General features: G+C 66.5%; 25 protein-coding genes. 8 read left to right on the top strand and 17 right to left on the bottom strand.

The features are described from left to right. Positions 1–3: 3 nt before the first annotated feature. Entirely contained in the window at positions 4–1,203 is a 1,200-nt protein-coding gene (locus tag J2T47_RS12565) for an MFS transporter (protein ID WP_253446946.1), read from the bottom strand. A gap of 153 nt (positions 1,204–1,356) precedes the next feature. On the opposite strand from J2T47_RS12565, the gene J2T47_RS12560 reads away from it, so the two are divergent. Further along, positions 1,357–1,713: a GFA family protein gene (locus J2T47_RS12560; protein WP_253446943.1), complete on the top strand. Its 357-nt coding sequence runs from the start codon at positions 1,357–1,359 to the stop codon at positions 1,711–1,713. Between the two features lie 117 nt (positions 1,714–1,830). Here J2T47_RS12560 and paaZ read toward each other — a convergent pair whose 3' ends face one another. From paaZ to paaF, 13 genes are all read right to left on the bottom strand, one after another. Beyond that, a complete protein-coding gene (gene paaZ, locus J2T47_RS12555) occupies positions 1,831–3,882 on the bottom strand; it encodes a phenylacetic acid degradation bifunctional protein PaaZ (protein ID WP_253446940.1) in 2,052 nt (683 codons plus the stop codon). 360 nt (positions 3,883–4,242) lie between these two features. Further along, positions 4,243–5,319, bottom strand: coding sequence for a 1,2-phenylacetyl-CoA epoxidase subunit PaaE (gene paaE, locus J2T47_RS12550; RefSeq protein ID WP_253446936.1), 1,077 nt, complete (start codon positions 5,317–5,319; stop codon positions 4,243–4,245). A 25-nt stretch (positions 5,320–5,344) separates the two neighbouring features. Further along, positions 5,345–5,878: a 1,2-phenylacetyl-CoA epoxidase subunit PaaD gene (gene paaD, locus J2T47_RS12545; RefSeq protein ID WP_253446932.1), complete on the bottom strand. Its 534-nt coding sequence runs from the start codon at positions 5,876–5,878 to the stop codon at positions 5,345–5,347. Next, the gene (gene paaC, locus J2T47_RS12540; protein ID WP_253446927.1) at positions 5,865–6,638 is read right to left on the bottom strand and encodes a 1,2-phenylacetyl-CoA epoxidase subunit PaaC; all 774 of its coding nucleotides are present in this window, start codon (positions 6,636–6,638) and stop codon (positions 5,865–5,867) included. Before paaC ends, paaD begins: the two co-directional genes overlap by 14 nt. 10 nt (positions 6,639–6,648) lie before the next feature. Beyond that, positions 6,649–6,930, bottom strand: coding sequence for a 1,2-phenylacetyl-CoA epoxidase subunit PaaB (gene paaB / locus J2T47_RS12535; protein ID WP_017520939.1), 282 nt, complete (start codon positions 6,928–6,930; stop codon positions 6,649–6,651). 20 nt (positions 6,931–6,950) lie between these two features. Beyond that, positions 6,951–7,943, bottom strand: a complete 993-nt coding sequence (paaA, locus tag J2T47_RS12530) for a 1,2-phenylacetyl-CoA epoxidase subunit PaaA (RefSeq protein WP_253446923.1) — start codon at positions 7,941–7,943, stop codon at positions 6,951–6,953. 470 nt (positions 7,944–8,413) lie between these two features. Further along, the gene (locus tag J2T47_RS12525) at positions 8,414–8,767 is read right to left on the bottom strand and encodes a DUF1428 domain-containing protein (RefSeq protein ID WP_253446918.1); all 354 of its coding nucleotides are present in this window, start codon (positions 8,765–8,767) and stop codon (positions 8,414–8,416) included. A 288-nt stretch (positions 8,768–9,055) separates the two neighbouring features. After that, positions 9,056–10,375: a phenylacetate--CoA ligase PaaK gene (paaK, locus tag J2T47_RS12520; protein WP_253446913.1), complete on the bottom strand. Its 1,320-nt coding sequence runs from the start codon at positions 10,373–10,375 to the stop codon at positions 9,056–9,058. Positions 10,376–10,549: 174 nt separating this feature from the next. Beyond that, complete coding sequence (gene pcaF / locus J2T47_RS12515; protein WP_253447323.1) at positions 10,550–11,755, bottom strand: 3-oxoadipyl-CoA thiolase; 1,206 nt, start codon at positions 11,753–11,755, stop codon at positions 10,550–10,552. Positions 11,756–11,760: 5 nt separating this feature from the next. Beyond that, positions 11,761–12,201: a hydroxyphenylacetyl-CoA thioesterase PaaI gene (gene paaI, locus J2T47_RS12510; RefSeq protein ID WP_301295496.1), complete on the bottom strand. Its 441-nt coding sequence runs from the start codon at positions 12,199–12,201 to the stop codon at positions 11,761–11,763. After that, a complete protein-coding gene (gene paaH, locus J2T47_RS12505; RefSeq protein WP_253446908.1) occupies positions 12,198–13,727 on the bottom strand; it encodes a 3-hydroxyacyl-CoA dehydrogenase PaaH in 1,530 nt (509 codons plus the stop codon). Before paaH ends, paaI begins: the two co-directional genes overlap by 4 nt. Before the next feature lie 3 nt (positions 13,728–13,730). Continuing rightward, positions 13,731–14,522 carry a 2-(1,2-epoxy-1,2-dihydrophenyl)acetyl-CoA isomerase PaaG gene (gene paaG, locus J2T47_RS12500; protein WP_253446905.1) on the bottom strand — a complete coding sequence of 264 codons (792 nt, stop codon included), beginning with the start codon at positions 14,520–14,522 and terminating at the stop codon, positions 13,731–13,733. A 55-nt stretch (positions 14,523–14,577) separates the two neighbouring features. Further along, on the bottom strand, positions 14,578–15,351 hold the full coding sequence (gene paaF, locus J2T47_RS12495; protein WP_253446896.1) for a 2,3-dehydroadipyl-CoA hydratase PaaF: 774 nt from the start codon (positions 15,349–15,351) through the stop codon (positions 14,578–14,580). Positions 15,352–15,728: 377 nt separating this feature from the next. Between paaF and paaY the strand changes: the two genes are divergently transcribed. The 5 genes from paaY (at position 15,729) to J2T47_RS12470 (ending at position 20,750) form a co-directional block, all read left to right on the top strand. Beyond that, positions 15,729–16,340 (top strand): phenylacetic acid degradation protein PaaY, encoded by a 612-nt coding sequence (gene paaY / locus J2T47_RS12490; RefSeq protein ID WP_253446892.1) that lies wholly within the window; start codon positions 15,729–15,731, stop codon positions 16,338–16,340. Between the two features lie 77 nt (positions 16,341–16,417). Next, complete coding sequence (paaX, locus tag J2T47_RS12485) at positions 16,418–17,341, top strand: phenylacetic acid degradation operon negative regulatory protein PaaX (protein ID WP_192210683.1); 924 nt, start codon at positions 16,418–16,420, stop codon at positions 17,339–17,341. A 164-nt stretch (positions 17,342–17,505) separates the two neighbouring features. Further along, the gene (feaR, locus tag J2T47_RS12480; RefSeq protein WP_253446886.1) at positions 17,506–18,423 is read left to right on the top strand and encodes a transcriptional regulator FeaR; all 918 of its coding nucleotides are present in this window, start codon (positions 17,506–17,508) and stop codon (positions 18,421–18,423) included. 415 nt (positions 18,424–18,838) lie between these two features. Next, positions 18,839–19,243, top strand: a complete 405-nt coding sequence (locus J2T47_RS12475; protein ID WP_253446883.1) for a c-type cytochrome — start codon at positions 18,839–18,841, stop codon at positions 19,241–19,243. Between the two features lie 16 nt (positions 19,244–19,259). Beyond that, a complete protein-coding gene (locus J2T47_RS12470; protein WP_253446879.1) occupies positions 19,260–20,750 on the top strand; it encodes an aldehyde dehydrogenase family protein in 1,491 nt (496 codons plus the stop codon). Between the two features lie 269 nt (positions 20,751–21,019). Here J2T47_RS12470 and fahA read toward each other — a convergent pair whose 3' ends face one another. Beyond that, complete coding sequence (gene fahA / locus J2T47_RS12465) at positions 21,020–22,324, bottom strand: fumarylacetoacetase (protein WP_253446873.1); 1,305 nt, start codon at positions 22,322–22,324, stop codon at positions 21,020–21,022. A gap of 1 nt (position 22,325) precedes the next feature. Beyond that, positions 22,326–23,618 carry a homogentisate 1,2-dioxygenase gene (gene hmgA / locus J2T47_RS12460; RefSeq protein WP_253446869.1) on the bottom strand — a complete coding sequence of 431 codons (1,293 nt, stop codon included), beginning with the start codon at positions 23,616–23,618 and terminating at the stop codon, positions 22,326–22,328. A gap of 99 nt (positions 23,619–23,717) precedes the next feature. Between hmgA and J2T47_RS12455 the strand changes: the two genes are divergently transcribed. After that, the gene (locus tag J2T47_RS12455; protein WP_253446864.1) at positions 23,718–24,449 is read left to right on the top strand and encodes an IclR family transcriptional regulator; all 732 of its coding nucleotides are present in this window, start codon (positions 23,718–23,720) and stop codon (positions 24,447–24,449) included. A gap of 107 nt (positions 24,450–24,556) precedes the next feature. Here the strand turns inward: J2T47_RS12455 and J2T47_RS12450 are convergent, their stop codons facing one another. Beyond that, entirely contained in the window at positions 24,557–25,450 is an 894-nt protein-coding gene (locus J2T47_RS12450; RefSeq protein ID WP_253446859.1) for a LysR family transcriptional regulator, read from the bottom strand. A 125-nt stretch (positions 25,451–25,575) separates the two neighbouring features. Here J2T47_RS12450 and J2T47_RS12445 point away from each other — a divergent pair, with 125 nt between their 5' ends. Next, positions 25,576–26,274, top strand: a complete 699-nt coding sequence (locus J2T47_RS12445) for a CoA transferase subunit A (RefSeq protein ID WP_253446856.1) — start codon at positions 25,576–25,578, stop codon at positions 26,272–26,274. The last annotated feature ends 20 nt before the right edge of the window (positions 26,275–26,294 follow it).

Genomic DNA, 26,294 nt, shown 5'->3' with positions numbered 1-26,294 from the left:
CGATCAGTGAGTGGGAACCGCGCCAGGGGCGGCGGGTTCCATGGAATTGCTACGGTCCAGGCGGCCGCTCAGGGCGGTCAGGCCGAAGGCGGCGAGGGTGACGACAGCGGCGATCCAGGGTGTATGGCCCAGGCCCAGGTGGCTGACGACGAGGCCGCCCGCCCAGGAACCGCCGGCCACGCCGAGGTTGAAAGCGGCGATGTTGAAGCCGGCGGCCACGTCCACGGCATCCGGCGCCACGCGCTCGGCCTGTTGCACGACATACACCTGCAGGCCGGGCACGTTGCCGAAGGCGACTGCGCCCCAGGCCAGCACCGTCAGCACCACCAGACACGGGTTACCGGCGGTGAAGGTCAGCACCAGCAGGACCGAAGCCAGCAGGCCGAAGATGAACTTCAGGGCGCTGACCGGGCCGCGTTTGTCGGCCAGGCGGCCGCCCCAGATATTGCCGATGGCCACCGAGACACCGTAGGCCAGGAGCACGGCGCCGACCATGTTCGGACTGAAACCGGCCAGGTCCTGGAGGATCGGCGCGAGGAAGGTGAAGGCGATCAGCGAGCCGCCGTAGCCCACCGCAGTCATCGCATAGACCAGCAGCAGGCGCGGCTGCAGCAGCACGCGGGCCTGGCGCAGCAGCGGTGCTGGCGGGCTGTGCTGGATGTTCTTCGGTACGAACAGCAGGCTGCCGAGCAGGGCGACCACGCCGAAGGCGGCGACCACCAGGAAGGTCACGCGCCAGCCCAGGTGCTGGCCGATGAAGGTGCCCAGCGGGATGCCGGTGACGAAGGCGACGGTCATGCCGCTGAACATGGTGGCGATGGCGCTGGCGGCCTTGTCCTTGCTCACCAGGTTGGTGGCGATGATCGAGCCGACCGAGAAGAACACGCCGTGGGCGAGACCGGTGAGGATCCGCGCGACGATCAGCGATTCGTAGCTGGGCGCCTGCCAGGCCACCAGGTTGCCGACGGTAAACAGCGCCATCAGCCCTACCAGCAAGGCCTTGCGCGGGATGCGCCCGGTCATGGCGGTGAGCAGCGGTGCGCCGATGGCGACGCTCAGGGCGTAGAGGCTGACCAGCAGGCCGGCGGAGGGCAGGGTGACGCCCAGGTCGCTGGCGATGGTCGGAATCAGGCCGACGATGACGAACTCCGTCGTACCGATGGCGAAAGCGCTGAGGGTCAGCGCCAGGAGTGCGAGGGGCATGCTGTGGGGCTCCGGACGAATGGGCTGCGATGGGAGGCATTGTCCGGAAGTCGGCCCATGAGAAAAACGCGATGAACGGCAAAGGATAGTTGAGCTGGAATCACGAATAGGCTCGCCGTCTAGGCTGAGTGCATCCATGACGAGGAATCAGCCATGCACTACACCGGCACCTGCCACTGCGGCGCGGTGGCTTTCGCCTTCGAGGCGGAGCTCGATGAACTGGTGCGCTGCGACTGCTCGCTGTGTCGCAAGCGCAACGCCCTGATGGCGACCGTGCCGAAGGACAACTTCCGATTGACCCGCGGGGATCAGGCCTTGCGCCTGTATCGCTGGAACAGCGGCGTGGCGCTGCATTACTTCTGCGGGACGTGCGGCATCTACGTCTACCACCAGCGCCGCAGCAATCCGGCGCTGCTCAGCGTGAATGCCTGCTGCATCGATGGCTTCGATCCGCAGTCGCTGCCGACGCGGCGGGTGGACGGCAAGAGCATGACCACCGTTGGCGACTGAAACCGCGGCCGACCTGCAGAGGCGCCCCGGGGGCCGTACGCCTCAGGGCCGACCGGCATAAAAAGACCGGCCCGAAGGCCGGTCGAAGATGACACCGGAGTCGCTGCGCTCAGCGCATCAAGCGCGCTTGAGCACCAGGGTGAGGATGTCGTAGCTGGCCACCAGTTCGCCGAGCTGGTTGGTGACTTCCACGTCCCAGGCCACCACGCCCTGCGGCTCGCCCTTGGGGCTCTTCTTGCCCTGGTCGATCTTGCGCTTGCAGGTCAGGCGCGCCTGGATGGTGTCGCCGATGCCCACCGGGTTGATGAAGCGCAGGGTGTCCAGGCCGTAGTTGGCCAGCACCGGGCCGACGCCGGGGGAAACGAACAGGCCAGCCGCTGCGGAGAGTACGAAGTAGCCGTGGGCGATGCGTTTGCCGAACTGCGAGTCCTTCGCCGCCAGCTCATCGAAGTGCATGTAGAAGTGATCGCCCGACAGGCAGCCGAAGTTGACCAGGTCGGCTTCGGTGACGGTGCGGCGGTGGGTCAGCAGCGATTCGCCGATCTTCAGGTCGTCGAAGAAGCGGCGGAACGGGTGCACCTCGGTCTCGTAGACCTTGGCGCCGCGCACGTATTCGCCGGTGACGGCCATCAGCATGGTCGGCGAGCCCTGTACCGCAGTGCGCTGCAGGTAGTGCTTCACCGCGCGCAGGCCGCCCAGTTCTTCACCGCCCCCGGCGCGGCCCGGGCCGCCGTGCTTGAGCACCGGCAGCGGCGAGCCGTGGCCGGTGGATTCGGCAGCGGATTCGCGGTCGAGGATGTGCAGGCGGCCGTGCAGCGCGCCCATGGCCGGGACGACTTTCGCCGCCACCTGCGGATCGCGGGTGATCAGGCTGGCCACCAGGCTGCCCTTGCCGCGAGCGGCCAGGGCGATGGCTTCGTCGATGTCGTCGTAGGCCATCAGGGTGCTCACCGGGCCGAAGGCCTCGATGTCGTGGGCGCCGCCTTCTGCGTGTGGATCACGGCTGCGCAGCAGGGTCGGGGCAAAGAACGCGCCTTCGCTGACGCCGTCGCCGCGCGGGGCGAAGCCGTCCTTGGCGCCGAAGACCAGTTCGCTGGATTTCAGCAGCGCTTCGACGCGCTCGGCGACGTCCGACTGCTGAGCGTGGGAAGCCAGAGCGCCCATCTTCACGCCTTCCACCGACGGGTCGCCGATCACCACCTTGGCCAGGCGCTCACGCAGGCGCTCGGCCACGGCGTCGATGTGTTTGGCGGGGACGATGGCGCGGCGGATGGCGGTGCACTTCTGTCCGGCCTTGGCGGTCATCTCGCGGGCCACTTCCTTGACGAAGAGGTCGAACTCTTCGTCGTCCGGGGTGACGTCCGGGGCGAGGATGGCGCAGTTCAGCGAGTCGGCCTCGGCGTTGAACGGCACCGAGTGGCGGATCAGGTTGGCGTTCACGCGCAGCTTGGCGGCGGTGTCGGCGGAGCCGGTGAAAGTCACCACGTCCTGGCCCTGCAGACGGTCCAGCAGGTCGCCGGTGCCGCCGATGATCAGCTGCAGGCTGCCGGCTGGCAGCAGGCCGGACTCATGCATCACCCGCACGGCGGCTTCGGTGATGTAGCTGGTGGCGGTAGCCGGTTTGACGATGCAGGGCATGCCGGCGAGGAAGCTCGGCGCGAACTTCTCCAGCATCCCCCAGATGGGGAAGTTGAAGGCGTTGATGTGCACGGCGATGCCGCCGCGCGGCACCAGGATGTGGCTGCCGGCGAACTTGCCGGTCTTGCCCAGCGGGATGGCCGGGCCTTCGTGGACGACGTTGCCCGACGGCAACTCGCGGCCACCGACGCCGGCGTAGGCGAACAGGGTGCCGGCACCGCCTTCGATGTCGATCCAGCTGTCGGCGCGGGTGGCGCCGCTGTGGCGGGAGATCTCGTAGAGCTGTTCCTTGCGCTCGGTCAGGTACAGCGCCAGGGCCTTCAGGCGCTGGGCGCGCTGCTGGAAGTCCATGGACATCAGTTCTTTCAGGCCCTGCTCGCGGGCATGGGCAACGGCTTGCCCGAAGTCCAGCACCTCCTCGTGGGTGCGCGCCACGGTCTGGCCGTTGAGCGCGCTACGCAGCACCTGGGCGCCGTGCTGGCCGACCCAGCGGCCGCCGATGAAACTTTGCAGGATTGGCTCTTGGGCCATGGTTGTCTTCCTCCGGATCGCTACGCAAGGGGGCCGGCTGCTGCCGGTGACCGCCGCGCTGGGTGGGCGTCGGCGGTACTTATGAAGTGGCGGGACTGGGCCGCCGGATTAGGTTCGCCAGGAGCCTTGTGAGCCGCTGGCGGTGGAGCCGAGTTGTTTTCCTTTCGTAGGAGCGAGCTTGCTCGCGAACCTGGTTGGCACCGGCTCTGCCGGCGAATCGCGGACAGAGTCCGCTCCTACTGTGGGATTGGCTTTCGTAGGAGCGGACTCCGTCCGCGATCAGGGTTCCGCTTCATGCCGGGATTTCGGCAGAGTGCGGTTCGCGAGCAAGCTCGCTCCTACGAGAAGCGAAAAGCGAAATCAGAGCTGATCGAAGTCGAGCACCACGCTGTCGCTGATCGGGTACGCCTGGCAGCTCAGCACGTAGCCGGCCGCCACTTCGTAGTCCTCCAGGGCGAAGTTGCTGTCCATCTCCACCTCGCCGGAAACCACCTTGCACTTGCAGGTCGAGCACACGCCGGCCTTGCAGGAGTAGGGCAGTTCGGCGCCGTGTTCGTTACCGGCATCGAGCACGCTGACGCTGTTGCGGGCCAGCTCGAAGGACAGCTCGCGGCCATCGCTGATCACGGTGATCTGGCTCTTCGCGCTGTCGATCGCGGCGGCGGCCTGGCGAGCCTCGCGCTTGCTCTCGCTGCCAGCGGCGGCGAACAGTTCGAAATGGATGCGCTCGGCCGACATGCCGTTGCCCTTGAGCTGGTCGCGCACGGTCTCGGTCATCGCCTGCGGGCCGCAGATGAAGGCAGCGTCGAGGCTCTTCACGTCGAGCCAGCGGCTGAACAGCTGGCCGCATTTGTCGGCGTCGATGCGGCCGTTGTAGAGGTCCACGTCCTGCTGTTCGCGGCTGAACACGAAGATCAGGTTGAGGCGCTGCAGGTAGCGGTTCTTCAGGTCTTCGAGCTGCTCGCGGAACATCGCGGCATTGCTGGAACGGTTGCCGTAGAGCAGGGTGACGCCGCTGTGCGGCTCGGTTTCCAGGGTGGTCTTGACGATCGACAGGATCGGCGTGATACCGCTGCCGGCGGCGACCGCCAGGTAGTTGCCGTGGCGCGCCGGGTCCAGCTGGACGTTGAAGTGGCCGGCCGGCGGCATCACTTCCAGGCTGGCGCCGACCTTCAGCGCTTCGTTGGCATAGGCGGAGAAACGCCCGCCCGGCACGCGCTTGATCGCCACGCGCAGCTCGCCGTCATTGACGCCGCTGCAGATGGAATAGGAGCGGCGCACTTCCTCGCCATCGAGCTGGGTGCGCATGACCAGGTGCTGGCCGTGCTGGAAGCGGAAGCTGTCGGCGAGGGCCGCCGGGACGTCGAAGGCGATGGACACGGCGTCACGGGTTTCCGCGCGCACTTCCTTGATTTTCAGGCTGTGGAACTTGCTCATTGTTCTTCTCCGGCGGCGTCGCCGCTCAGATGCACTTGAAGTAGTCGAACGGTTCGCGGCAGTCGACGCAGCGGTACAGCGCCTTGCAGGCGGTCGAGCCGAACTCGCTGAGCAGCTCGGTGTGCGCGCTGCCGCACTGCGGGCAGCAGACTTCCGGGCTTTCGCCGAGCAGGCTGCGCTTGCTGGTGCTGCCGGCCGGCGGGGCGATGCCGTAGACGCGCAACGCTTCGCGGCCGCTGTCGCTGATCCAGTCGGTGGTCCAGGCCGGGTTCAGCCGGCGTTCCAGTTGCGGCGCGGCGAAGCCGGCGTGCTCCAGGGCGTGCTGGATGTCCTGCTCGATGACCTCGGTGGCCGGGCAGCCGGAGTAGGTGGGGGTGACCACCACGTGCAAGTGCCCGTCCTGCCAGTCGAGCCCGCGCACGATGCCCAGTTCGACGACGCTGACCACCGGCACTTCCGGGTCCATCACCGCGCCGAGCACGTTCCAGGCGCGGCTGAGGTCGTCAGCCGTGCCTGCGCGCGCGCCGCGGTCGCTGGTAATCAGCTCACCAGGTCGCATCGGGGTAGGCCCGCTGGAGGAACTGCATCTCGGCCAGGAGAATGCCCAGATGCTCGGTGTGCACACCGCGACGACCACTGAGGTAGAAGTTCACCGCAGGCTCGGGCAGCGGCAGGGTCGCGGCGGCGAAGATGTCGGCGACCTTGGCTTTCCAGGCGGCGGCGAGTTCTTCCGGGTTCGGCGCGACGCCTTCGGCGAACAGCCGCTGCTCGATCTCGTCGGCTTGCTCTTGAGAGGGGCACAGCTCGACGGTGAAGCGCCACACCTGCGGGATCGCCGCGAGCATGCGCGCATGGCTTTGCTCGGTGCCATCACCCAGGCGCTGCATCCACTCGCCGGAGCGGCGCAGGTGGTAGGTGACTTCCTTCAGACCCTTGGCGGCGATGGCGGCGATGCGTTCGTCGCTGGAGGCGCTCAGGGCGTGCAGCACGTGGAAGTGCCAGGCGTCATAGAGGAACTGCTTGGTGATGGTCACGGCGAAGTCGCCGTTGGGCTGCTCCACCAGCAGCAGATTGCGGAAGGCGCGCTCGTCGCGGCGGAAGGCCAGGGCGTCGGCGTCGCGGCCGTCGTCCAGCAGCTCCACGGCGTACTCGTACCAGTTGCGCGCCTGGCCCACGAGGTCGAGGCCGACGTTCATCAGCGCCAGTTCTTCTTCCAGCGCCGGGGCGTGGCCGCACCATTCGCACAGGCGCTGGCCCTGGATCAGGGCGCTGTCGGCGAGGCGCAGCAGGTATTCGATCTTGTCGGAATTCGGATTCATCGCACGCGTCTCACATGTGGCCGACTTCGGGCGGCAGCTCGTAGAAGCTGGCGTGGCGGTAGACCTTGTCCTGCGACGGGTCGAACAGCGGGTCCTTCTCGTCGGGGGAGGAGGCGGTGATCAGCGCGGAGGGCACGACCCACAGGCTCACGCCTTCGTTGCGGCGGGTGTACAGCTCGCGGGCGTTCTCGATGGCCATGGCGGCGTCGGCGGCGTGGACGCTGCCGACGTGCTTGTGATTGAGCCCGTGCTTGCTGCGTACGAACACTTCAAAAAGGGTCCACTCGGACATGACTTCTCTCTCCTCGCGGCTCAGGCGGCGTCGCGTTTCTGTTGTTGTTTGCGGGCGTAGGCGACCGCGGCTTCGCGGACCCAGGCGCCGTCCTCGATGGCCTTGCGGCGGGTGGCGACGCGCTCGGTGTTGCACGGGCCGTTGCCCTTGAGCACTTCGTAGAACTCTTCCCACTGGATGTCGCCGAAGTCGTAGTGGCCGCGTTCCTCGTTCCACTTCAGGTCCGGGTCCGGCGCGGTGCAGCCGAGCAGTTCGAGCTGCGGCACGGTCTGGTCGACGAAGCGCTGGCGCAGTTCGTCGTTGCTCTGCCGTTTGATCTTCCAGGCCATGGACTGGGCGCTGTTGGGGGAGTCGGCGTCGCTCGGGCCGAACATCATCAGGGCCGGCCACCAGAGGCGGTTGATGGCGTCCTGGACCATGTCCTTCTGCGCCGGGTTGCCATGGCGCATCATGGTCAGGAGGATTTCGTAGCCCTGGCGCTGGTGGAAACTTTCTTCCTTGCAGATGCGGATCATCGCGCGGGAGTACGGGCCGTAGGAGGTGCGCTGGAGCACCACCTGGTTGACGATGGCGGCGCCGTCCACCAGCCAGCCCACTGCGCCCATGTCGGCCCAGTTCAGCGTCGGGTAGTTGAAGATGCTCGAGTACTTGGCCTTGCCCGAATGCAGCTTGGCGATCTCGGCGTCACGGTCGGCGCCCAGGGTTTCCATGGCGCTGTAGAGGTACAGGCCGTGGCCGGCCTCGTCCTGGATCTTCGCCATCAGTTGCAGCTTGCGCTTCAGGGTCGGCGCGCGGGTCACCCAGTTGCCTTCGGGCAGCATGCCGACGATCTCGGAGTGGGCGTGCTGGGAAATCTGCCGGATCAGCGTCTGGCGGTAGGCGTCGGGCATCCAGTTCTTCGCTTCGATCTTGATCTCGGCATCGATCTTTTCCTGGAAGGCGCGTTCCTCGGGGGACATCTCCTCCAGCGCCTTGATGCGCTTCACGCCGGTCTCAACCAGTTGTGCGTACATGCTGTGTCTCCAGCCTTTTGTCTTGTTCGTGGGACGGCCTTGGCCATGGCTGTATTTTTAAATGATACAGAAATGAATGTCTAACACTAAATGATGTGTCGTAATTGATTTTGGTATCGCTTGGGCGAGTTTTTGGGGTGTCGCGCAGGGTGAGAAAACGGCGAATAGGGTCTCTATTTCGGAGATATGTGCAGAAAATAGGAGGTATGTGGATTGTCTGAGGCGGTCATGTGCGACGACGTCCGGTCGTCGTCCTATGCTTTTAAAAAGCTGACGTGATACGGATATTCGCATTAAAGATGGATTTATTGCGGAGGAACTGCAGGATTCTATAGGGGCGAGCTTGCTCGCGAACGGCACTCGCCGATGTGTCAGCGCTGCTTGGGGGCGATCGCGAACAGAGTCCGCTCCTGCGCATCGACCTGCCGCGCGGGAGGGGCTCTGTTCTCGATCTGCTGCCTGCCTGGGCGTCAGGCTTGGACGATGACTTCGAAGCCGCCGAAGATCATGCGCTGGCCATCGAAGGGCATGTCGGCGAATTCGGTCTTCATCCGCGGGTCTTCCATGAACTGCTTCATGCCCGCGTCGCGCACCTCCTTGCTCGGCCAGGTGATCCAGGAGAACACCACGGTTTCGTCCTCCTTGAGCTTCACCGCCATGGGGAAGGAGGTCACCTTGCCTTCGGGCACGTCATGGCCCCAGCACTCCACGACGCCCAGCGCGCCGTACTCCCTGAACATCGCCGCCGCCTTGCGCGCGACCTCTATGTAGCGCTCGCGCTTGGTAGTGGGTACCGGTACGAGGAAGCCATCGACATAGTTCATCGTTCATCTCCTGCGGTGTGCGGACGGCCGTATGCCGCCTGCTTTTGAGGAATAGTCGAAGGGAGGGGCGGGAGATCGACAGCAAAGGGTGGTGGGGCGACGGGTGGTCGCGAGTCAGGCGCCGGAGTGAGGAGCAACCCGCCGAGGTTTCAGGCTATCTGTAGGAGCGAGCTTGCTCGCGAACCCGCCTGACGCCGGCGTTGCCTGCGATTCGCGAGCAAGCTCGCTCCTACGAAGAGCGCAAAAGCAAAAGCCCCGCCGAGGCGGGGCTTTCGATCACGCGATGACTCAGCCCTTCGGCCGATTGTCATACACGTGGCAGGCCTTGCCCTCCGAGCGCTTGAGGCTGTGCGAAGGCTGCACCAGCACGCGGGCGCTGACGCCGATGTGGGTCTTGATCTGCTTGCCGAGCTCGCTGCCGATGGCTTTCTGCTCGTCCGCCGAGAGGCCCTGCAGGTCGTGGCGCAGTTCGACGTGGATGTCGATGCAATCAAGGTTGCCGTTGCGGTGCAGGTGGATCTCGTAGCACTCGGCGAGCTGCTTGATCTTCAGCACCTGCTCCTCGACCTGGGTCGGGAAGACGTTGACGCCACGGATGATCAGCATGTCGTCGCTGCGCCCGGTGATCTTGTCGATGCGTCGCATCGGCCGCGCGGTGCCCGGCAGCAGGCGGGTCAAATCGCGGGTGCGGTAGCGGATCATCGGCAGCGCTTCCTTGGACAGCGAGGTGAACACCAGTTCGCCGTATTGGCCGTCGGGCAGCACGGCGCCAGTCGCCGGGTCGATGATCTCGGGGTAGAAGTGGTCTTCCCAGACGGTCGGGCCGTCCTTGGTCTCGGCGCACTCCATGGCCACGCCCGGGCCCATGATTTCCGAGAGGCCGTAGATGTCCAGGGCGGTGATGCCCATGCGCTCTTCCACGGCGCGGCGCAGTTCGGCGGTCCAGGGTTCGGCGCCGAAGATGCCCAGGCGCAGCTTGAGGCTGTGCGGGTCGACGCCCTGGCGCTCGATCTCGTCGGCGATGTTGAGCATGTAGGACGGGGTGACCATGATGATGTCCGGCTGGAAGTCGCGGATCAGCTGGACCTGCTTCTCGGTCTGGCCGCCGGACATCGGGATCACGGTGCAACCCAGACGCTCGGCGCCGTAGTGCGCGCCCAAGCCGCCGGTGAACAGGCCGTAGCCGTAGGACACGTGCACCTTGTCACCCTTGCGGCCGCCGGCGGCGCGGATGGAACGGGCGACCACGTTGGCCCAGGTGTCGATGTCGTTCTGCGTGTAGCCGACCACCGTGGGTTTGCCGGTGGTGCCGCTGGAGGCGTGCAGGCGCACGATTTCCTGCTGCGGCACGGCGAACATGCCGTAGGGGTAGTTGTCGCGCAGGTCGTTCTTGCCGGTGAAGGGGAATTTGGCGAGATCGTCCAGGGAGGTCAGGTCGTCCGGGTGTACGCCGGCTTCAGCGAAGCGTTTGCGGTACAGCGGGACGTTGTCGTGGGCGTGCTTGAGGCTCCAGCGCAGGCGCTCCAGCTGGTGCTGGCGCAGCTCGTCGACACTGGCGGTCTCCATCGGGTCAAGCAGGGCACGTTCGGCATCATGGTACATGTTCATGGGTTCACTCGATTTGTTCTTGTACGCCAGCCCTGGTGAGGGCTGCGAGTGTCATGGGAGCAGCATAGCGCCCCCGTTCGCGGAAGGATTCGAACCCCTGCCAGAGACTTTGCTCGGCCTGCCAGTCGTTGCACGAAGGCGACTGGCGGTGCGGGGTTCGATCCCGCCGATGGATCAGATTCGTTCGATGATCAGGGCGATACCCTGGCCGACGCCGATGCACATGGTGCACAGCGCGTAGCGGCCGCCGCGTTCCTCCAGTTCATGCAGGGCGGTGGTGACCAGGCGCGCGCCGCTCATGCCCAGCGGATGGCCGAGGGCGATGGCGCCGCCGTTGGGGTTGACCCGCGCGTCGTCGTCCGCCAGGCCCAGCTCGCGCAGCACGGCGAGGCCCTGGGCGGCAAAGGCTTCGTTCAGCTCGATCACGTCCATGTCGTTCAGCGACAGGCCGGCCAGTTCCAGCACCTTGCGGGTCGCCGGTACCGGGCCGATGCCCATGATTCGAGGCTCGACGCCGGCGGTGGCCATGGCCACCACGCGGGCGCGAGCCTTCAGGCCGTGGCGCGCGGCGGCAGCCGGGGTTGCCAGCAGCAGCGCGCAGGCGCCGTCGTTGACGCCCGAGGCGTTGCCGGCGGTGACGCTGCCGTTTTCGCGGAACGGCGTGCCGAGCCTGGCCAGTTGTTCCAGGGTGGTGTCGCCGCGCGGGTGTTCATCCTGCTCGACGACCTTGGCCGGGCCTTTGCGCTGGGGGATCTCCACCGGGACGATTTCCTTCGCCAGGCGGCCGTTGGCTTGCGCGGCGGCGGCCTTGTGCTGGCTGCGCAGGGCGAAGGCATCCTGGTCGGCGCGGCTGATGTTGAACTGCTCGGCGACGTTCTCCGCCGTCTCCGGCATGGAGTCGATGCCGAACTGCTGCTTCATCAGCTTGTTGACGAAGCGCCAGCCGATGGTGGTGTCGAAGATTTCCGCGCTGCGGCCGAAGGCCTGCTCCGATTTGCCCATGACGAAGGGCGCGCGGGACATGGATTCCACGCCGCCGGCCAGCATCAGCCCGGCTTCGTTGCAGCGCAGGGCGCGCGCGGCGCTGCCAACGGCATCCAGGCCCGAGCCGCACAGGCGGTTCAACGTGGTGCCGGGCACGCTCACCGGCAGGCCGGCCAGCAGCGAGGCCATGTGGGCGACGTTGCGGTTGTCTTCGCCGGCCTGGTTGGCGCAGCCGAAGATCACGTCGTCGATGGCGCTCCAGTCCAGCTCCGGGTGGCGCTGCATCAGGGCCTTCATCGGGATCGCCGCGAGGTCGTCGGCGCGCACGCCGGACAGGGCGCCGGCGTAGCGACCGATGGGCGTGCGCACGGCGTCGATGATCAGGGCGTCGGTCATATCGCTCATTCGGAGGTCTCCTGCGCCAGCACGGTGCCGCGCACTTTGTAGGATTTGCCGTGGAACAGGGCGATCAGCTGGCCCTGGGAATTCTCGATGCGCACGTCGTAGTTGCCGGTGCGGCCGCTGCGGCTCTGCTCGAAGGCGCTGGCGATCAGCTCGTCGCCTTCGCGGGCCGGCGCCACGTAATCGATGCTGCAGCCGATGGCGACGGTGGCGTCGTTGTAGCTGTTGCAGGCGAAGGCGAAGGCCGAGTCGGCGAGGGCGAACAGGTAGCCGCCGTGGCAGGTGCCGTGGCCCTGGATCATGTCTTCGCGCACGCGCATCGACAGCTTCGCGCTGCCCGGGCCGGCATCCAGCAACTGGATGCCCATGCGGCGGGTGGCCAGGTCGCGCTCGTACATGGCTTCGGCGCAGTCGCGGGCCAGTTGGGTGGCGTCAGTCATGGAAATTGCTCTCCTCGACAAGCGGGCGCTTCGGCTTGCAGGCGGCGCAACAGCAGTGAGGGGCGATAACGGTCCTCGCCGTAGGCGGCCTGCAGGTTGTCCAGTACGCGCAGCACAGTGCCGATGCCGATCTGCCCGGCCCAGGTCAGCGGACCTTGCGGGTAGTTCACCCCGGCACGCATGGCGAGGTCGATGTCGCCAGCGCTGCCCACGCCTTGCAGAACCGCATCGGCGCCTTCGTTGGCGAGCATGGCGACGGTGCGCAGCACGGCGAGGCCGGGTGTGTCGCTCAGGCGGCTGGCGGCGATGCCGGCCTTGGCGAGCAGGGCGACGACCTGGTCCAGTGCTGCGGGCGTGGTGTCCGCCGAGGCGGAAATGCCCAGGCGCGAAGCCTTGCTGTAATCCAGTGCGAGGTCGATCAGCACCAGGTTGCGCAGGCCGTCTTCCCTGGCGCGCTGGCTGGCGAGGCGGCCATCGGACAGGGCGACTACCGCATCGCCCACGCGCAGCAGGCCGCTGCCGGCGCGCCGGGTGATCTCGATACCGGCATCCTGCAGGCGCTGAACCAGCGGCTGGGCGACGCCCAGATCACCTTCGAGTACGCAGGAGGTGACGCTGGCGCTGCTGCTCAGGCTCGCCGGCTGCGGGCGCTCGGCGCCTTCGGCGTAGTCGTAGAAGCCCCGGCCGCTCTTGCGGCCGAGGCGGCCGGCATCCACCAGCTCCTTCTGGATCAGCGAGGGCTGGAAGCGGAAGTCGCCATAGTAGGCGGCGAACACCGAGCAGGTGACGGCGTAGTTGACGTCGTGGCCGATCAGGTCGGTCAGCTCGAAGGCGCCCATGCGGAAGCCGCCGGCGTCGCGCAGCAGCGCATCCAGCGTGGCGCAGTCGGCGGCGCCTTCCTGCAGCAGGCGCAGGCTTTCGGCATAGAAGGGGCGCGCCACGCGGTTGACGATGAAGCCCGGTGTGGATTTGGTGTGAACCGGCTTCTTGCCCCAGGCCAGCGAGGTGGCATACAGGCTGTCGGCCAGCGCCGGGTCGGTGGCGAGGCCGGAAACGACCTCCACCAGCGCCATCAGCGGCGCCGGGTTGAAGAAGTGCATGCCGGCCACTTGCTGCGGGCGTTCGAGGCCGGCCGCCAGGCTGGTAATGGACAGCGACGAGGTGTTGGTGGCGAGGATGCAGTCTTCGGCGCACAGCGCTTCGAGCTGCTGGAACAGGCCGCGCTTGACCTCCAGGTTCTCGACGATGGCTTCGATCACCAGCTTCGAATCGGCCAGCGCCTCGATGGCTTCCACCGGCTGCAGACGGGCCACGATGGCGCCGCGGGCAGTGGCGTCGAGCTTGCCTTTTTCTACCAGGCGACCGAGCTGGCGGTCGATGCCATCGATGGCCTGGGCGGCGGCGCCGGGGCGGTTGTCATAGAGCTTCACCGGGTGCCCGGCTTGGGCGGCTACCTGGGCGATGCCTGCGCCCATGGCGCCGGCGCCGATCACTGCGACTTTTGCGTCTTTCGAAAGTGCGCTCATCGATCAACGGCCCTTGAAGCTGGGGGTGCGTTTTTCCATGAAGGCGGAAACGCCTTCGCGGTAATCCTCGCTGCGGCCGGCCAGGCGCTGCAGGTCACGCTCCAGCTCCAGCTGCTCGTCGAAGCTGTTGTTCAGGCTGGCGTTAAGGCTGCGCTTGATCAGCGCCAGGCCGTAAGTCGGCTGGGTGGCCAGGTGGCGGGCGAGCTTGAGGGCTTCCTCGCGCAGATTGGCGTCATCCACCACCTGGTAGATCAGCCCCCATTGCTCGGCCTGTTCGGCGGTCAGGCGATTGCCCAGCAGTGCGAGCGCCTTGGCGCGGGCCATGCCGACCAGTCGCGGCAGGGTCCAGGTGCCGCCGGAATCGGGGATCAGGCCGATCTTGCAGAAGGCCTGGATGAAGCTGGCCGAACGCGCCGCCAGGACCAGGTCGCAGGCCAGCGGGATGTTCGCGCCGGCGCCGGCGGCCACGCCGTTGACCGCGCAGATGACCGGCAGTGGCAGGTCGCGCAGGGTGCGGATCAGCGGGTTGTAGAACTGCTCGATGGACTGGCCGAGGTCCGGCACTTCCGCGCCGGGGGCAACGTTGCGGTCGGAGAGGTCCTGGCCCGCGCAGAAGCCACGGCCTTCGCCGGTCAGCAGCAGGACGCGGGCTTCCGGGTTCTGCCGGACCTGCTTGAGCGCCTCGCGCACTTCGCCATGCATGGCGGCGTTGAAGCTGTTGAGCTGCTCCGGGCGGTTCAGGCTGAGGAGGGCGACGCCGTCCTCGATGGAAAACAGGATGTGCTCGAAGTTCATGGGCGGGTTCGCTCCATCAATGGGCTGGCTGTTGCCAGAACGAAAGGGGATGGGCTCAGCAGCCCTGATAAACGGGTTTGCGCTTTTCCTGGAAGGCACGGATGCCTTCGTCGCGGTCGGCAGTGCCGGCCAGCAGGGTGAAGGCGTGGCGTTCGAAGCGCAGGCCGCTGGCCAGGTCGGTGTCCTGCGCCTTGAGCAGCGCTTCCTTGGCCAGGCGCACGGCCAGCGGCGCCTTGGCGGCGATGCTGCGGGCGATCTGCAGGGAGCGCTCGACGGTGAGCTCGGGTTGGGTGACTTCGCTGACCAGGCCGGCGCGCTGGGCGTGACGGGCATCGATGGCCTCACCGGTAAGCACCATCTGCATCGCCAGCGGCTTGCCCACGGCGCGCAGCAGGCGCTGGGTGCCGCCGGCGCCGGGCATGATGCCGAGGTTGATTTCCGGTTGGCCGAAACGGGCGTCTTCGCCGGCGACAAGAATGTCGGCGTGCATGGCCAGCTCGCAGCCACCGCCCAGGGCGAAGCCGTTGACGGCGGCGATCAGTGGTTTGGAGAAGGCGGCGATGCGCTGCCAGTAGCCGACGCGGGGATCATTGAGGATGCCGACCAGATCGCGCTCGGCCATCTCCTTGATGTCGGCGCCGGCAGCGAAGGCCTTGCGGCTGCCGGTCAGCACCACGGCGCGGGTTTCGCTGTCCTGCTCGGCGGCGTCGAGTTCGGCGGCCAGTTCGCCGAGCAGTTCGGTGTTCAGGGCGTTGAGCGCCTCGGGGCGCTGCAGGGTGATCAGGCGGACGCCCGCTTCAGGCATCTGAACGTCAAGGGTGCGAGGCATGACATCGTCCTCAGGCTGCACGCGCGGCTTCGTGGCCGGCTGTATTGGAATTATGGGAGGCAGGCGCTGCCCGTCTCCGGCTTTCCCGCAGTATAGGCCTAAAGCGATACGGAAAAACAACTACAAAAGTTGAATCGCGTGTCTAAAGTATTTCTGTCGGTGCCACTGAATGGGTAGCCCGTGTCGCTGGATGATGGGCTGTCGATGGCGTATTTGCTGGATTATCAGGCATTTCCAGCGCTCTGCCATGGTCGCCAGGAAGTGATACGTGAGATTTAGGTTGGAGGCTTCTTGGTTGATGTGATACAAGATTTTCAAAAGAACAAATCGCTTTGTGCGGTGATGCCCGAATGCCGGCAGCGCCGCGGGAGAACCCGATGCCCTGCTACAGCCTCGAAGGCGTGCGCCCGGTCGTCCACCCGACCGCCTATGTCCATCCCACCGCCGTGCTGATCGGCGACGTCATCGTCGGCCCTGGTTGCTATGTCGGCCCGCTGGCGGCGCTGCGCGGCGACTTCGGGCGGATCGTCCTCGAAGAAGGTGCGAACCTACAGGACACCTGCGTCATGCACGGGTTCCCGGACAGCGACACCGTCGTCGAGCGCAACGGCCATATCGGCCACGGCGCCGTGCTGCACGGATGCCGCATCGGCGAGGACGCCCTGGTGGGGATGAACGCCGTGGTGATGGATTACGCGCAGATCGGCGCGCGCTCCATCGTTTCCGCCGCCGCCTTCGTCAAGGCCAGGTTCGATTGCCCGCCGCAGAGCCTGGTGATGGGCGCGCCGGCCAGCGTCAAGCGCAGCCTGAGCGACGAAGAGATCGCCTGGAAGCGCCGTGGCACCGAGGAATACCAGGCGCTGGCCAGGCGCTGCATTGAAAGCCTGGTGGAATGCCAGCCGCTGGCGGAAATAGAAGAAGCGCGCCCGCGCCTGGGTGATTCCGGTTTCCGGCCCAAGGCCGAGGCAGGGGCAGGGAAGGGCGCATGAGTACTGGGGTTCGCTCCAATGGCCAGGCGGTGCGGCGGGCAGGTATAGTCGCCGCTCCTTCGCCTGCGCAACGTGCCATGACCGCTCTAGCACCGCTGAATCAGCTGATCAATCGCTTCCAGGAACAGACGCCGATCCGCGCCAGTTCGCTGATCATCACCCTCTATGGCGATGCCATCGAACCTCACGGCGGCACCGTCTGGCTGGGCAGCTTGATCAATCTACTGGAGCCGTTCGGCATCAACGAGCGGCTGATCCGCACCTCGATCTTCCGCCTGACCAAGGAAGACTGGCTGACCGCCGAGAAGGTCGGCCGGCGCAGCTACTACAGCCTGACCGGCACCGGCCGGCGGCGTTTCGAGAAGGCCTTCAAGCGCGTCTACAGCTCCAGCCTGCCGGCCTGGGACGGGTCCTGGACCCTGGTGATGCTTTCGCAGATCGCCGCCGACAAGCGCAAGCAGGTTCGCGAGGAGCTGGAATGGCAAGGCTTCGGCGCCCTTTCGCCGACCGTCATGGCCTGCCCGCGCGCCGACCGCAGCGATGTCATGGCGACCCTGCAGGACCTCGACGTGGCCGACGACTGCATCGTCTTCGAAACCCGCGCCCAGGACGTGCTGGCTTCCCGCGCCATGCGCATGCAGGTGCGCGAAAGCTGGAAGATCGACGAACTCGGCGAGCACTACAGCGAATTCATCCAGCTGTTCCGCCCGCTCTGGCAAGCGCTGCGCGAGCAGGACCAGCTGCGCCCGGAAGACTGCTTCCTGGCGCGCACCTTGTTGATCCACGAATACCGCCGGCTGCTCCTGCGTGATCCACAACTGCCCGACGAGCTGCTGCCGGGTGATTGGGAAGGACGCGCGGCGCGGCAGCTGTGCCGCAACATCTACCGACTGATCCACGCCAAGGCCGAGGACTGGCTGAACCGCAACCTGGAGACCGCCGACGGTCCGCTACCGGATGTCGGCGAAAGCTTCTACAAGCGCTTCGGCGGATTGAACTGACAGGAGTTGGCGTGAAAAATGCTCCCGCCTTGCAACGCTGCGGTTGCAGGGCTGGGACAGTGCGGTGCGAGCTTCGTTATGGAAGGCCGCCGCGAACGATGACGACAGGCCCTGGAGGCCGTCGCTGAATAACAACAAACAATGCGTGTGAGGCTTTGCAGGTCATGAATTCTTCATCGACATTGAGGGATGACGCTTTCGAGGCGTGGCTGGGACAGGTCAACCGGGCGTGCGGTCGTTTCGATGCGCGCACCCTTGGCCCCCAGTTCCATGGACGGTTGCGCGAATACCAGGGCGGTGCGATCAAGCTTTCCGTGGTCGACATGGCCCAGGTGCACCTGTACCGGACCAGCAAGGAAGTCGGCACCAGTGCCGGTGGGCACTACTACGCGGTGTTCCAGCTCGAAGGGCGCTCGCGCCTGGAGCAGGGCGACAACCGCGTGGAGCTGTCGCGCGGCGACATCAGCCTGATCGACGCCAGCCGGCCCAGCGACATGACCTACCTGGAGGAATCCCGGCAGCTCTCGCTGATCCTGCCGCGCCAGGTGATCGAGCGCGGCCTGCGCATGTCGGAAGTGACCTGCGCGTCGAAGATCCCGGCCAGCTCGCCGATCGCCGTACTGGCCAACCGCCTGATCGTCGAGACCAGCCAGCAGGAAAGCCTCGGCATGCTGGAAAGCGAGGCGACCCTGGACGCCCTGGTGACCCTGCTGCGCCCGGCGCTGGCCAGCCAGGACGCCGAGCAGGACAACCACGAACGCATGTTCCGCAAGGCCACCGGCTTCATCGACCAGCACATCGGCGCCGAAGAGCTGTGCCCCGAGCTGATCGCCCGTGAAGTGGGCATTTCGGTGCGCGGCCTGTACCGCATGTTCGCCAAGAAGGGCCTGGTGGTGGCGCAGTACATCAAGAACCGTCGCCTGGACTTCTGCGCCGAGACCCTGCGCAACGCCCAGTTCGAGCAGAAGCTGTCGGCGCTCGGTTACGCCTGGGGCTTCTCCGATTCGAGCTACTTCTCCACGGCCTTCAAGGGTCGCTTCGGGGTGTCGCCGGGCGAGTATCGCAAGCGCTACGCGAATTGATTCTGGCGGTGGACGGCGATACCCGGCGGTCTTGTGCCGCCTATTGATGGGTATCGCTGCGCTCCACGCCATCCTACGCTGACGCCCGCCTGCGCCATCATCCCCGACTGACTCCTTTGTAGGATGGTGTGGAGCGAAGCGATACCCATGCTGCCTGCCTCCGGCTTATACGCCAGCCGGGTTCGCGAGCAAGCTCGCTCCTACGAAGAGCGGCTGTGGCGTATCCGGGGAACGTAGGAACGAGCTTGCTCGCGAACGCTTTCCCGCCATGACCGTGGTCACCTGAGCGCCACCTTGGCACTCCCGCCAACACGTCTGGCACAGAGGAAAAGACCCCGCCCGGCGCCGCTGGCAACAATCACCTTCGATGACGCGCGCCATCCGGCCGCAAGCTGTACACGAAGGTGATTTCCCGATGTCCCGCAACAAGCTCCGATTCGGCGCCCTCGGCCTGCTGCTGGCCGGCGCGCTGCTGCAGCCGATCCTGGCTTTCGCCGGCGACTGCCCGGCCAACGACGCCCAGCAGGGCGAGACCGTGTTCGCCCGCGACTGCTCGATCTGCCACACCGCCAAGGCCGACGGCCCCGGCATGATGGGTCCCAACCTGCATGGCGTGGTCGGTCGCATGGCCGGTTCGCTCGCCGGCTTCAGCTATTCCCAGGCGATGAAGACCAAGGGTGCGGCCTGGTCGCGCGACAACCTCGACGCCTTCGTCAGCCAACCCCAGGCCGCCGTGCCGGGAACCTACATGCCCTTCGCAGGCCTGGCCGACGCGGCCGAGCGGCGGGCGCTCACCTGCTGGCTGAGCCAGCAGCACTGATCTTTCAGGAGAGACCATGAACGTCACACAGACCCTGCCTCAGGTCACTGCCTTCCTCGCCCGCAAGCACGGCTGCTTCATCGACGGCGCCTGGGTGGTGCCCGAGGGTGCCCGCACCGACGTGCTGAACCCGGCCACCGGCCAGGCGATCTCCAGCGTCGCCGACATCGACACCGACCTGCTCGACCGTGCCGTGCAGTCCGCCCAGGCGGCCTACAAGTCCCGTGTCTGGGCCGACCTGCGCCCGGCCGACCGCGAGCGCATCCTGCTGCGCTTCGCCGACCTGGTGGAAGCCAACGGCGAGGAACTGGCCCAGCTGGAAACCCTCAGCCAGGGCAAGTCGATCAACATCGCGCGCATGCTGGATGTCGGCGCCACCGTCGAATTCATGCGCTACATGGCCGGCTGGGCGACCAAGATCGAAGGCCAGTCGCTGAACGTCTCCATCCCGCTGCCGCCCGGAGCCAAGTTCACCGCCTATACCCGTCGCGAGCCGGTGGGCGTGGTGGCTGGCATCGTGCCGTGGAACTTCCCGCTGATGATCGCCGTGTGGAAGCTGATCCCGGCGCTGGCCACCGGCAACAGCGTGGTGATCAAGCCCGCTTCGGAAACCCCGCTGACCGCCCTGCGCCTGGCCGAACTGGCCTTCGAGGCCGGCGTGCCGGCAGGCGTGTTCAACCTGGTGACCGGCGATGGCCCGCGCATCGGTGGCGGCCTGGCCAGCCACAAGCTGATCAACAAGGTCTCCTTCACCGGCTCCACCGCGGTGGGACGCAGCGTCGGCCTGGCCGCCGTGCAGAACATGACCCGCTTCGCCCTGGAGCTGGGTGGCAAGAACCCGATGATCGTCCTCGCCGACGCCAACATCGACAACGCCGTGCAGGGCGCGCTGCTGGGCGGCCTGCTGAACAACGGCCAGGTCTGCGCTGCGGCTTCGCGCTTCTATGTGCACCGTTCGCGCTATGACGAGTTCGTCGAGAAACTGGCCGCCGCCGTGGCCGGCATGAGCCTGGGCGAGGGCATGGACCCGACCGCGCAGATCAATCCGCTGGTTTCCGCCAAGCAGCAGCGCAGCGTGCTGAACCACATCGCCCGCGCTGGCGAGCAGGGTGCGCGCATCGTCTGCGGTGGCGAGCAGGTCGGCGGCACTGGCTTCTACGTGCAGCCCACTGTGCTGGCCGATGTGACCATGCAGATGGCCGTGGCCCGTGACGAAGTCTTCGGCCCGGTGCTGGCGGTGCTGCCGTTCGACGAGGACGAGCAGGCCATCGAGATGGCCAACGACAGTGAATACGGCCTGGGCGCGAGCCTGTGGACCAACGACCTGTCCAAGGCGATGAACATGGTCCCGCGCATCGAGTCCGGCACCGTGTGGGTCAATGCCCACGTGCTGCTCGACCCGAGCATGCCCTTCGGCGGCGTCAAGCAGTCGGGCATGGGCCGCGAGTTCGGTCGCGCGGTGGTCGAGGCCTATACCGAGATCAAATCGGTGTGCATCGCGCACTGATTGATAGTGAGAGCAACACCCTCGTTTAGCAGCGGGCCTTCGGGCCCGTCTTTTTTGCGCAGGGTTTGGGTAGGGGAAGCCTATAGGAGCGAGCTTGCTCGCGAACCGCCCAGCAGCGGTGCCACCGGCTGTTCGCGAGCAAGCTCGCTCCTACGAAAAGCTCCTGCGCAGAGCGGGAGATGGAGTAGGGCGCATAACCTGGAACAGGTTATCCGCCGGCTGCCCGGCGGATAACGCTGGCGCGTTATGCGCCCTACGAAGAGCAACACTCAATGGGCTGGCAGGATCCGTCCGCGGCATTCGCCGAAGCCGATGGACGCATGCCCCTCGCGGCGGCAGCGGGCGCGCAGGATGATCTCGTCGCCGTCTTCGAGGAAGCGCCGCTCCTCGCCATTGGCCAGTACGATCGGCTGCTTGCCGCCGCTGGTGAGCTCCAGCAGGCTGCCGAAGCTGTCCGGGGTTTCCCCGGAGAGGGTGCCCGAGCCGAACAGGTCGCCGGCTTGCAGTCGGCAGCCATTGACGCTGTGGTGCGCGACCATCTGCGCCACCGTCCAGTACATGTTCAGCGTGTTGCTCAGGGCGATGCGTTCCGGGGCCTGGTGCTCGTGGCGCATGCGCGCGGTGTGCAGCAGGACTTCCAGTTCGATGTCCAGCGCGCCGCGTTGCTGGTCGCCTTCGTCGTACAGGTACGGCAGCGGCTGCGGGTCGCCTTCCGGGCGGGCCGGCTGGGCCACGCGGAAGGGCTCCAGCGCCTCGGCGGTGACTACCCAGGGCGAGACTGTGGTGGCGAAGCTCTTCGACAGGAACGGGCCCAGCGGCTGGTACTCCCAGGCCTGCACGTCACGCGCGGACCAGTCGTTGAGCAGGCAGAAACCGGCGATATGGCCGGAGGCGGCGTTGATCGGGATGGCCTTGCCCTGGTCGTTGCCCTGACCGATCCAGATGCCCAGTTCCAGCTCCAGATCCATCCGCGCGCAGGGGCCGAAGACCGGCACGTCGAGGCCGGCGGGCAGGGTCTGGCCATTGGGACGGCGTACTTCGGTGCCCGAAGGCACGACGGTGGAGGCGCGGCCGTGGTAGCCGATGGGCACGTACTTGTAGTTGGGCAGCAGCGGGTTGTCCGGGCGGAACAGCTTGCCGACGTTCTTCGCGTGGTGGATGCCGACGTAGAAGTCGGTGTAGTCGCCCACCCTGGCCGGCAGGTGCATGCGGCAGGCGGCCTGGGGCTTGAGCAGCGCGGCGCCCAGGTGCTCCATGCGTTTCTGCTCGCCGCTGCCTTCGCTGAGCAGATGGATCAGCGCTTCGCGCAGAGTACGACGTGCAGTGCCGCCGAGGGCGAAGAAGGCGTTCAGGCTGTCGCCGCTGGCCACCAGCGCGGCCTGGTGCGCGGCGCCGTGGAAGAGGCCGGTCTCGCAGGCAGTCTTCAGGTCGAAGATGTAGTCGCCGATGGCGACGCCGCCGCGGGGCGAGTCCCCTGGCGGGCTGAACACGCCCAGCGGCAGGTTCTGCAGGGGAAAGTCCGGGTGGCCGTTGGCCGATTCGATCCAGCTCTGGGTGGTGTGGGCGGCGCTCATGTTACTGCTCCTGGGAAGGGTCGAAGGTCTTCTGCATGCCGCTCCAGCAGCTGTCGTAGTCACGCTGCAGCTGCGGGCAGTCGAGGGCGAAGCGGCTGGGGCGCAGCACGCGGCCGGTCTCGAACATGAAGGCCATGGTCTGGTCGATCTTGTGGGGTTTGAGGTCGGCGGCAATCGCCTGCACGGTGGTGGCGTTGTCCGGGCCGTGGGCGCTCATGCAGTTGTGCAGCGAGGCGCCGCCGGGGACGAAGCCGTCGGCCTTGGCGTCGTACACGCCCTGGATCAGGCCCATGAATTCGTTCATCAGGTTGCGGTGGAACCACGGCGGGCGGAAGGTGCTCTCGGCCACCATCCAGCGCGGCGGGAAGATCACGAAGTCCATGTTGGCCATGCCGGGGGTGTCGCTGGGTGAGGTCAGCACGGTGAAGATGGACGGGTCCGGGTGGTCGTAGCTGATCGAACCGATGGTGTTGAAGCGGCGCAGGTCGTACTTGTAGGGCACGTTGTTGCCGTGCCAGGCGACCACGTCCAGCGGCGAGTGGTCGAGCTGGGTGGCCCAGAGTTCGCCGAGGAACTTCTGCACCAGCTGCACCGGGCCTTCCAGGTCTTCGTAGTGCGCGACCGGGGCGAGGAAGTCGCGGGCGTTGGCCAGTCCGTTACTGCCGATGGGGCCGAGGTCGGGCAGACGCAGCGCGGCGCCGTGGTTCTCCGCCACGTAGCCGGCGGCCTCGGCTTCCAGCAGTTCGACCCGCAGGCGCATGCCGCGCGGGATCACGGCAATCTCCAGCGGCTCCAGCTCCAGCACGCCCAGTTCGGTGACCAGGCGCAGGCGGCCGGCCTGGGGCACGATCAGCAGCTCGCCGTCGGCATTGAAGAACACCCGGCGCATGGAGATGTTGGCGCGGTAGGCGTACAGGCTGACGCCGCTGCAGGCCTCCGCCACGGCGTTGGCGGCCATGCATAGCAGGCCGTCGACGAAGTCGGTAGGCTCCTCGGGCGTCGCGAAGCTGTTCCAGCGCAGGCGATTGGGGGTGACGGGGCCGAGGGCGGTGCCGGTGATCTGCCGCTCCAGGCGCTCGAAGCGCGGGTGCGCGGCGGACGGGCGGATGCGGTACAGCCAGGTGCGCCGGGCCTCGCTGCGCGGGACGGTGAAGGCGGTGCCGGAGAACTGCTCGGCGTAGAGTCCCAGCGGCACCTGCTGCGGCGAGTTCATGCCCACGGGCAGGGCGCCCGGCAGGGCCTCGCTGGCGAATTCGTTGCCGAACCCGGATTGGTAGGCAGGAGAGGCGATCATGGTGGTTTCACTCTTTTTATCGTAATTGAATTACGATTAACGTAATTTCGTGTCAACGGGCCGTCAAGTCCGTCTGGGAGTTCCTTTAAGTTGAAGACCATGAACGACGCAGAAGACTCCGTCCCGACGAAGGGCGCCAAGGTGCAGTCCGCCGAAGTCGGCACGCAGATCCTCAAGGCCCTGGCTGAGCTGGCGCCGAGCACCTCGCTCAAGCGCCTGGGCGAGCACCTGGAGATGCCGGCGGCCAAGGTCCATCGCTACCTGCAGGCGCTGATCGCCAGCGGTTTCGCCGAGCAGGATCCGCAGACCAACCATTACGGCCTGGGACGCGAGGCGCTTTACGTCGGCCTGGCGGCGATCCGCCGGCTCGACGTGGTGAAGGTGGCGAGCCCGGCGCTGGCCGATCTGCGTGACCAGTTGGGGCAGACCTGTTTCCTCGCCATCTGGGGCAGCCACGGGCCGACCGTGGTGCAGGTGGAGCCGGCGCAGGGCATGGTCACGCTGGTGACCCAGGTGGGCTCGGTGCTGCCGCTGCACGGCTCATCCACCGGGCTGGTGTTTGCGGCCTTCAAGGACGGGCTGGAGGAGGGCGCTGATCTGGCGGTGCTGGAAGGCATTCGCAGCGCACGCCTGCATGCGATCCATGGTCTTTTGATGCCGGGGGTGAATGCGCTGTCGGTGCCGCTGTTCAAGACCGGCCGCGAACTGGCTGGGGTGATTACCGTGGTGGGTTCGCAGGCGAGCTTTGCTGCCGAGCCCCAGGGGGAGGCGGCGCGGGTGCTGCTGGAGATGGCGCGGGAGGTGAGTTTGCGGATGGGGGGAGAGGTTTGAAGTCGATCAGCCAGGGAGTCGAACTGTAGGAGCGGGCCATGCCCGCGATCGCGTGCATGGCGCGCTCCTACAAGGTGTGCGCAGAAGTTGGTTATCGAAGAGTCCCGTCACTCCCGCTCCATCCCCGCCCAATCCGTTCCCTTCACCAGTACATCGCTCAGCGCCTGCGCGGCGCTGGATAGCTGGTGCTCCGCCAGGCAGAACAGCCCCACGCGGCGTTCGATACGCGGATCTTCCAGCGCCACACAGCGCGCGCCGAGTTCCTCCATCTGCTGCCGGCACAGGCGTGGCACGGCGCTCACCCCCAGCCCTTCGGCCACCATCCGGCCCACGGTCACCAACTGGTGGCTTTCAAATGCCACCGGCAGTCGCCCCTGCAGCTGCTCTTCCAGCAGCAGTCGCACGGCCGACGGGCGTTGCAGGGTAATGAAATGGTCTTCCAGCAACTGCTCCCAGGTGATCCGATCCTCGTTTGCCAGCGCTGAGTCCGCCGGCAGCACCGCGACGAAGCGGTCGGTGTAGAAAGGCGTGAAGGTCAGGCCATCGAGGCTGTCCGGCTCCAGGGCGATGCCCAGCTCCACGCGACGGTTGCGCACCATCTCCAGCACCTGCTCGTTGATCACGTCATGCACCGCCACGTTCACCTTCGGGTGGCGGTCGCGGAAGGTGCGCAGCACGGCGGGCAGCAAGTTGCCGGCGAAGGAGGGCATGGCAGCGATGGAGACCCTGCCCAGCTGCAGGGTGAAGTGCTGGTGCATCACTTCCTCGGCGTTGTCCCAGTCCGCCAGCAGGCGGCGGGCCAGGGGCAGCAGCGTTTCGCCCTCCGGCGTCAGCGCCACGCTGCGGGTGGTGCGCACCAGCAACTGGCCGCCGAGGGACTCTTCCAGGCTCTTGATCGCCAGGCTCAGCGCCGGTTGCGACAGGTGCAGGCGTTCGCAGGCCTGGGCGAAGCTCAGGCTCTGGGCGACGGCGAGGAAGGCGCGCAATTGCTTGACGGTCATATTGATAAGAAAACCGGATCAATCGATTGGAAAAACAAACTTAACAAATCAGTCCCCGCCGGTGAAGCTGCAGACGTTCTCTGACCACTGAGTCGGACATTCCAAATACAAGAGGCAGCAGCAACATGGCAGGACTCGACAAGCGTGTAGGCAGTTACGAGGAAGCCCTGGCCGGGCTCACCGACGACATGACGGTGCTGGCGGGCGGCTTCGGCATCTGCGGCATCCCGGAAAACCTCATTGCGCACATCCGCAAGCTGGGCGTGAAGGGCCTGACCGTGGTCTCCAACAACTGCGGCATCGACGGCTTCGGCCTCGGCGTGCTGCTGGAGGACCGGCAGATCCGCAAGATGATCGCGTCCTACGTTGGCGAAAACGCACTGTTCGAGCAGCAGCTGCTGTCCGGTGAACTGGAGGTCGAACTGACCCCGCAGGGCACCCTGGCTGAGAAACTCCGTGCTGGCGGCGCCGGTATCCCGGCCTTCTTCACCGCCACCGGCTACGGCACCCCGGTCGCCGACGGCAAGGAAGTGCGCGAGTTTGAAGGGCGCCACTACGTGATGGAGCGCGCCATCACCGGCGACTTCGCCATCGTCAAGGGCTGGAAGGCCGACCACTACGGCAACGTCATCTATCGCCACACCGCACAGAACTTCAATCCGGTAGTCGCCACCGCAGGCCGTATCACGGTCGTCGAGGTGGAGGAAATCGTCGAGCCGGGTGAGCTGGACCCCACCCAGATCCATACCCCCGGCATCTACGTCGACCGCATCATCCAGGGAACCTTCGAAAAGCGTATCGAGAAACGCACCGTACGTTCCTGAGCCCACCGGACAAGAGAGAC

The sequence above is a fragment of the Pseudomonas nitroreducens genome, from assembly GCF_024170165.1.
Taxonomy (GTDB): domain Bacteria; phylum Pseudomonadota; class Gammaproteobacteria; order Pseudomonadales; family Pseudomonadaceae; genus Pseudomonas; species Pseudomonas nitroreducens_C.
The sequence above is the reverse complement of the archived record's forward strand: the minus strand, read 5'-3'. Positions and strand labels throughout refer to the sequence as shown.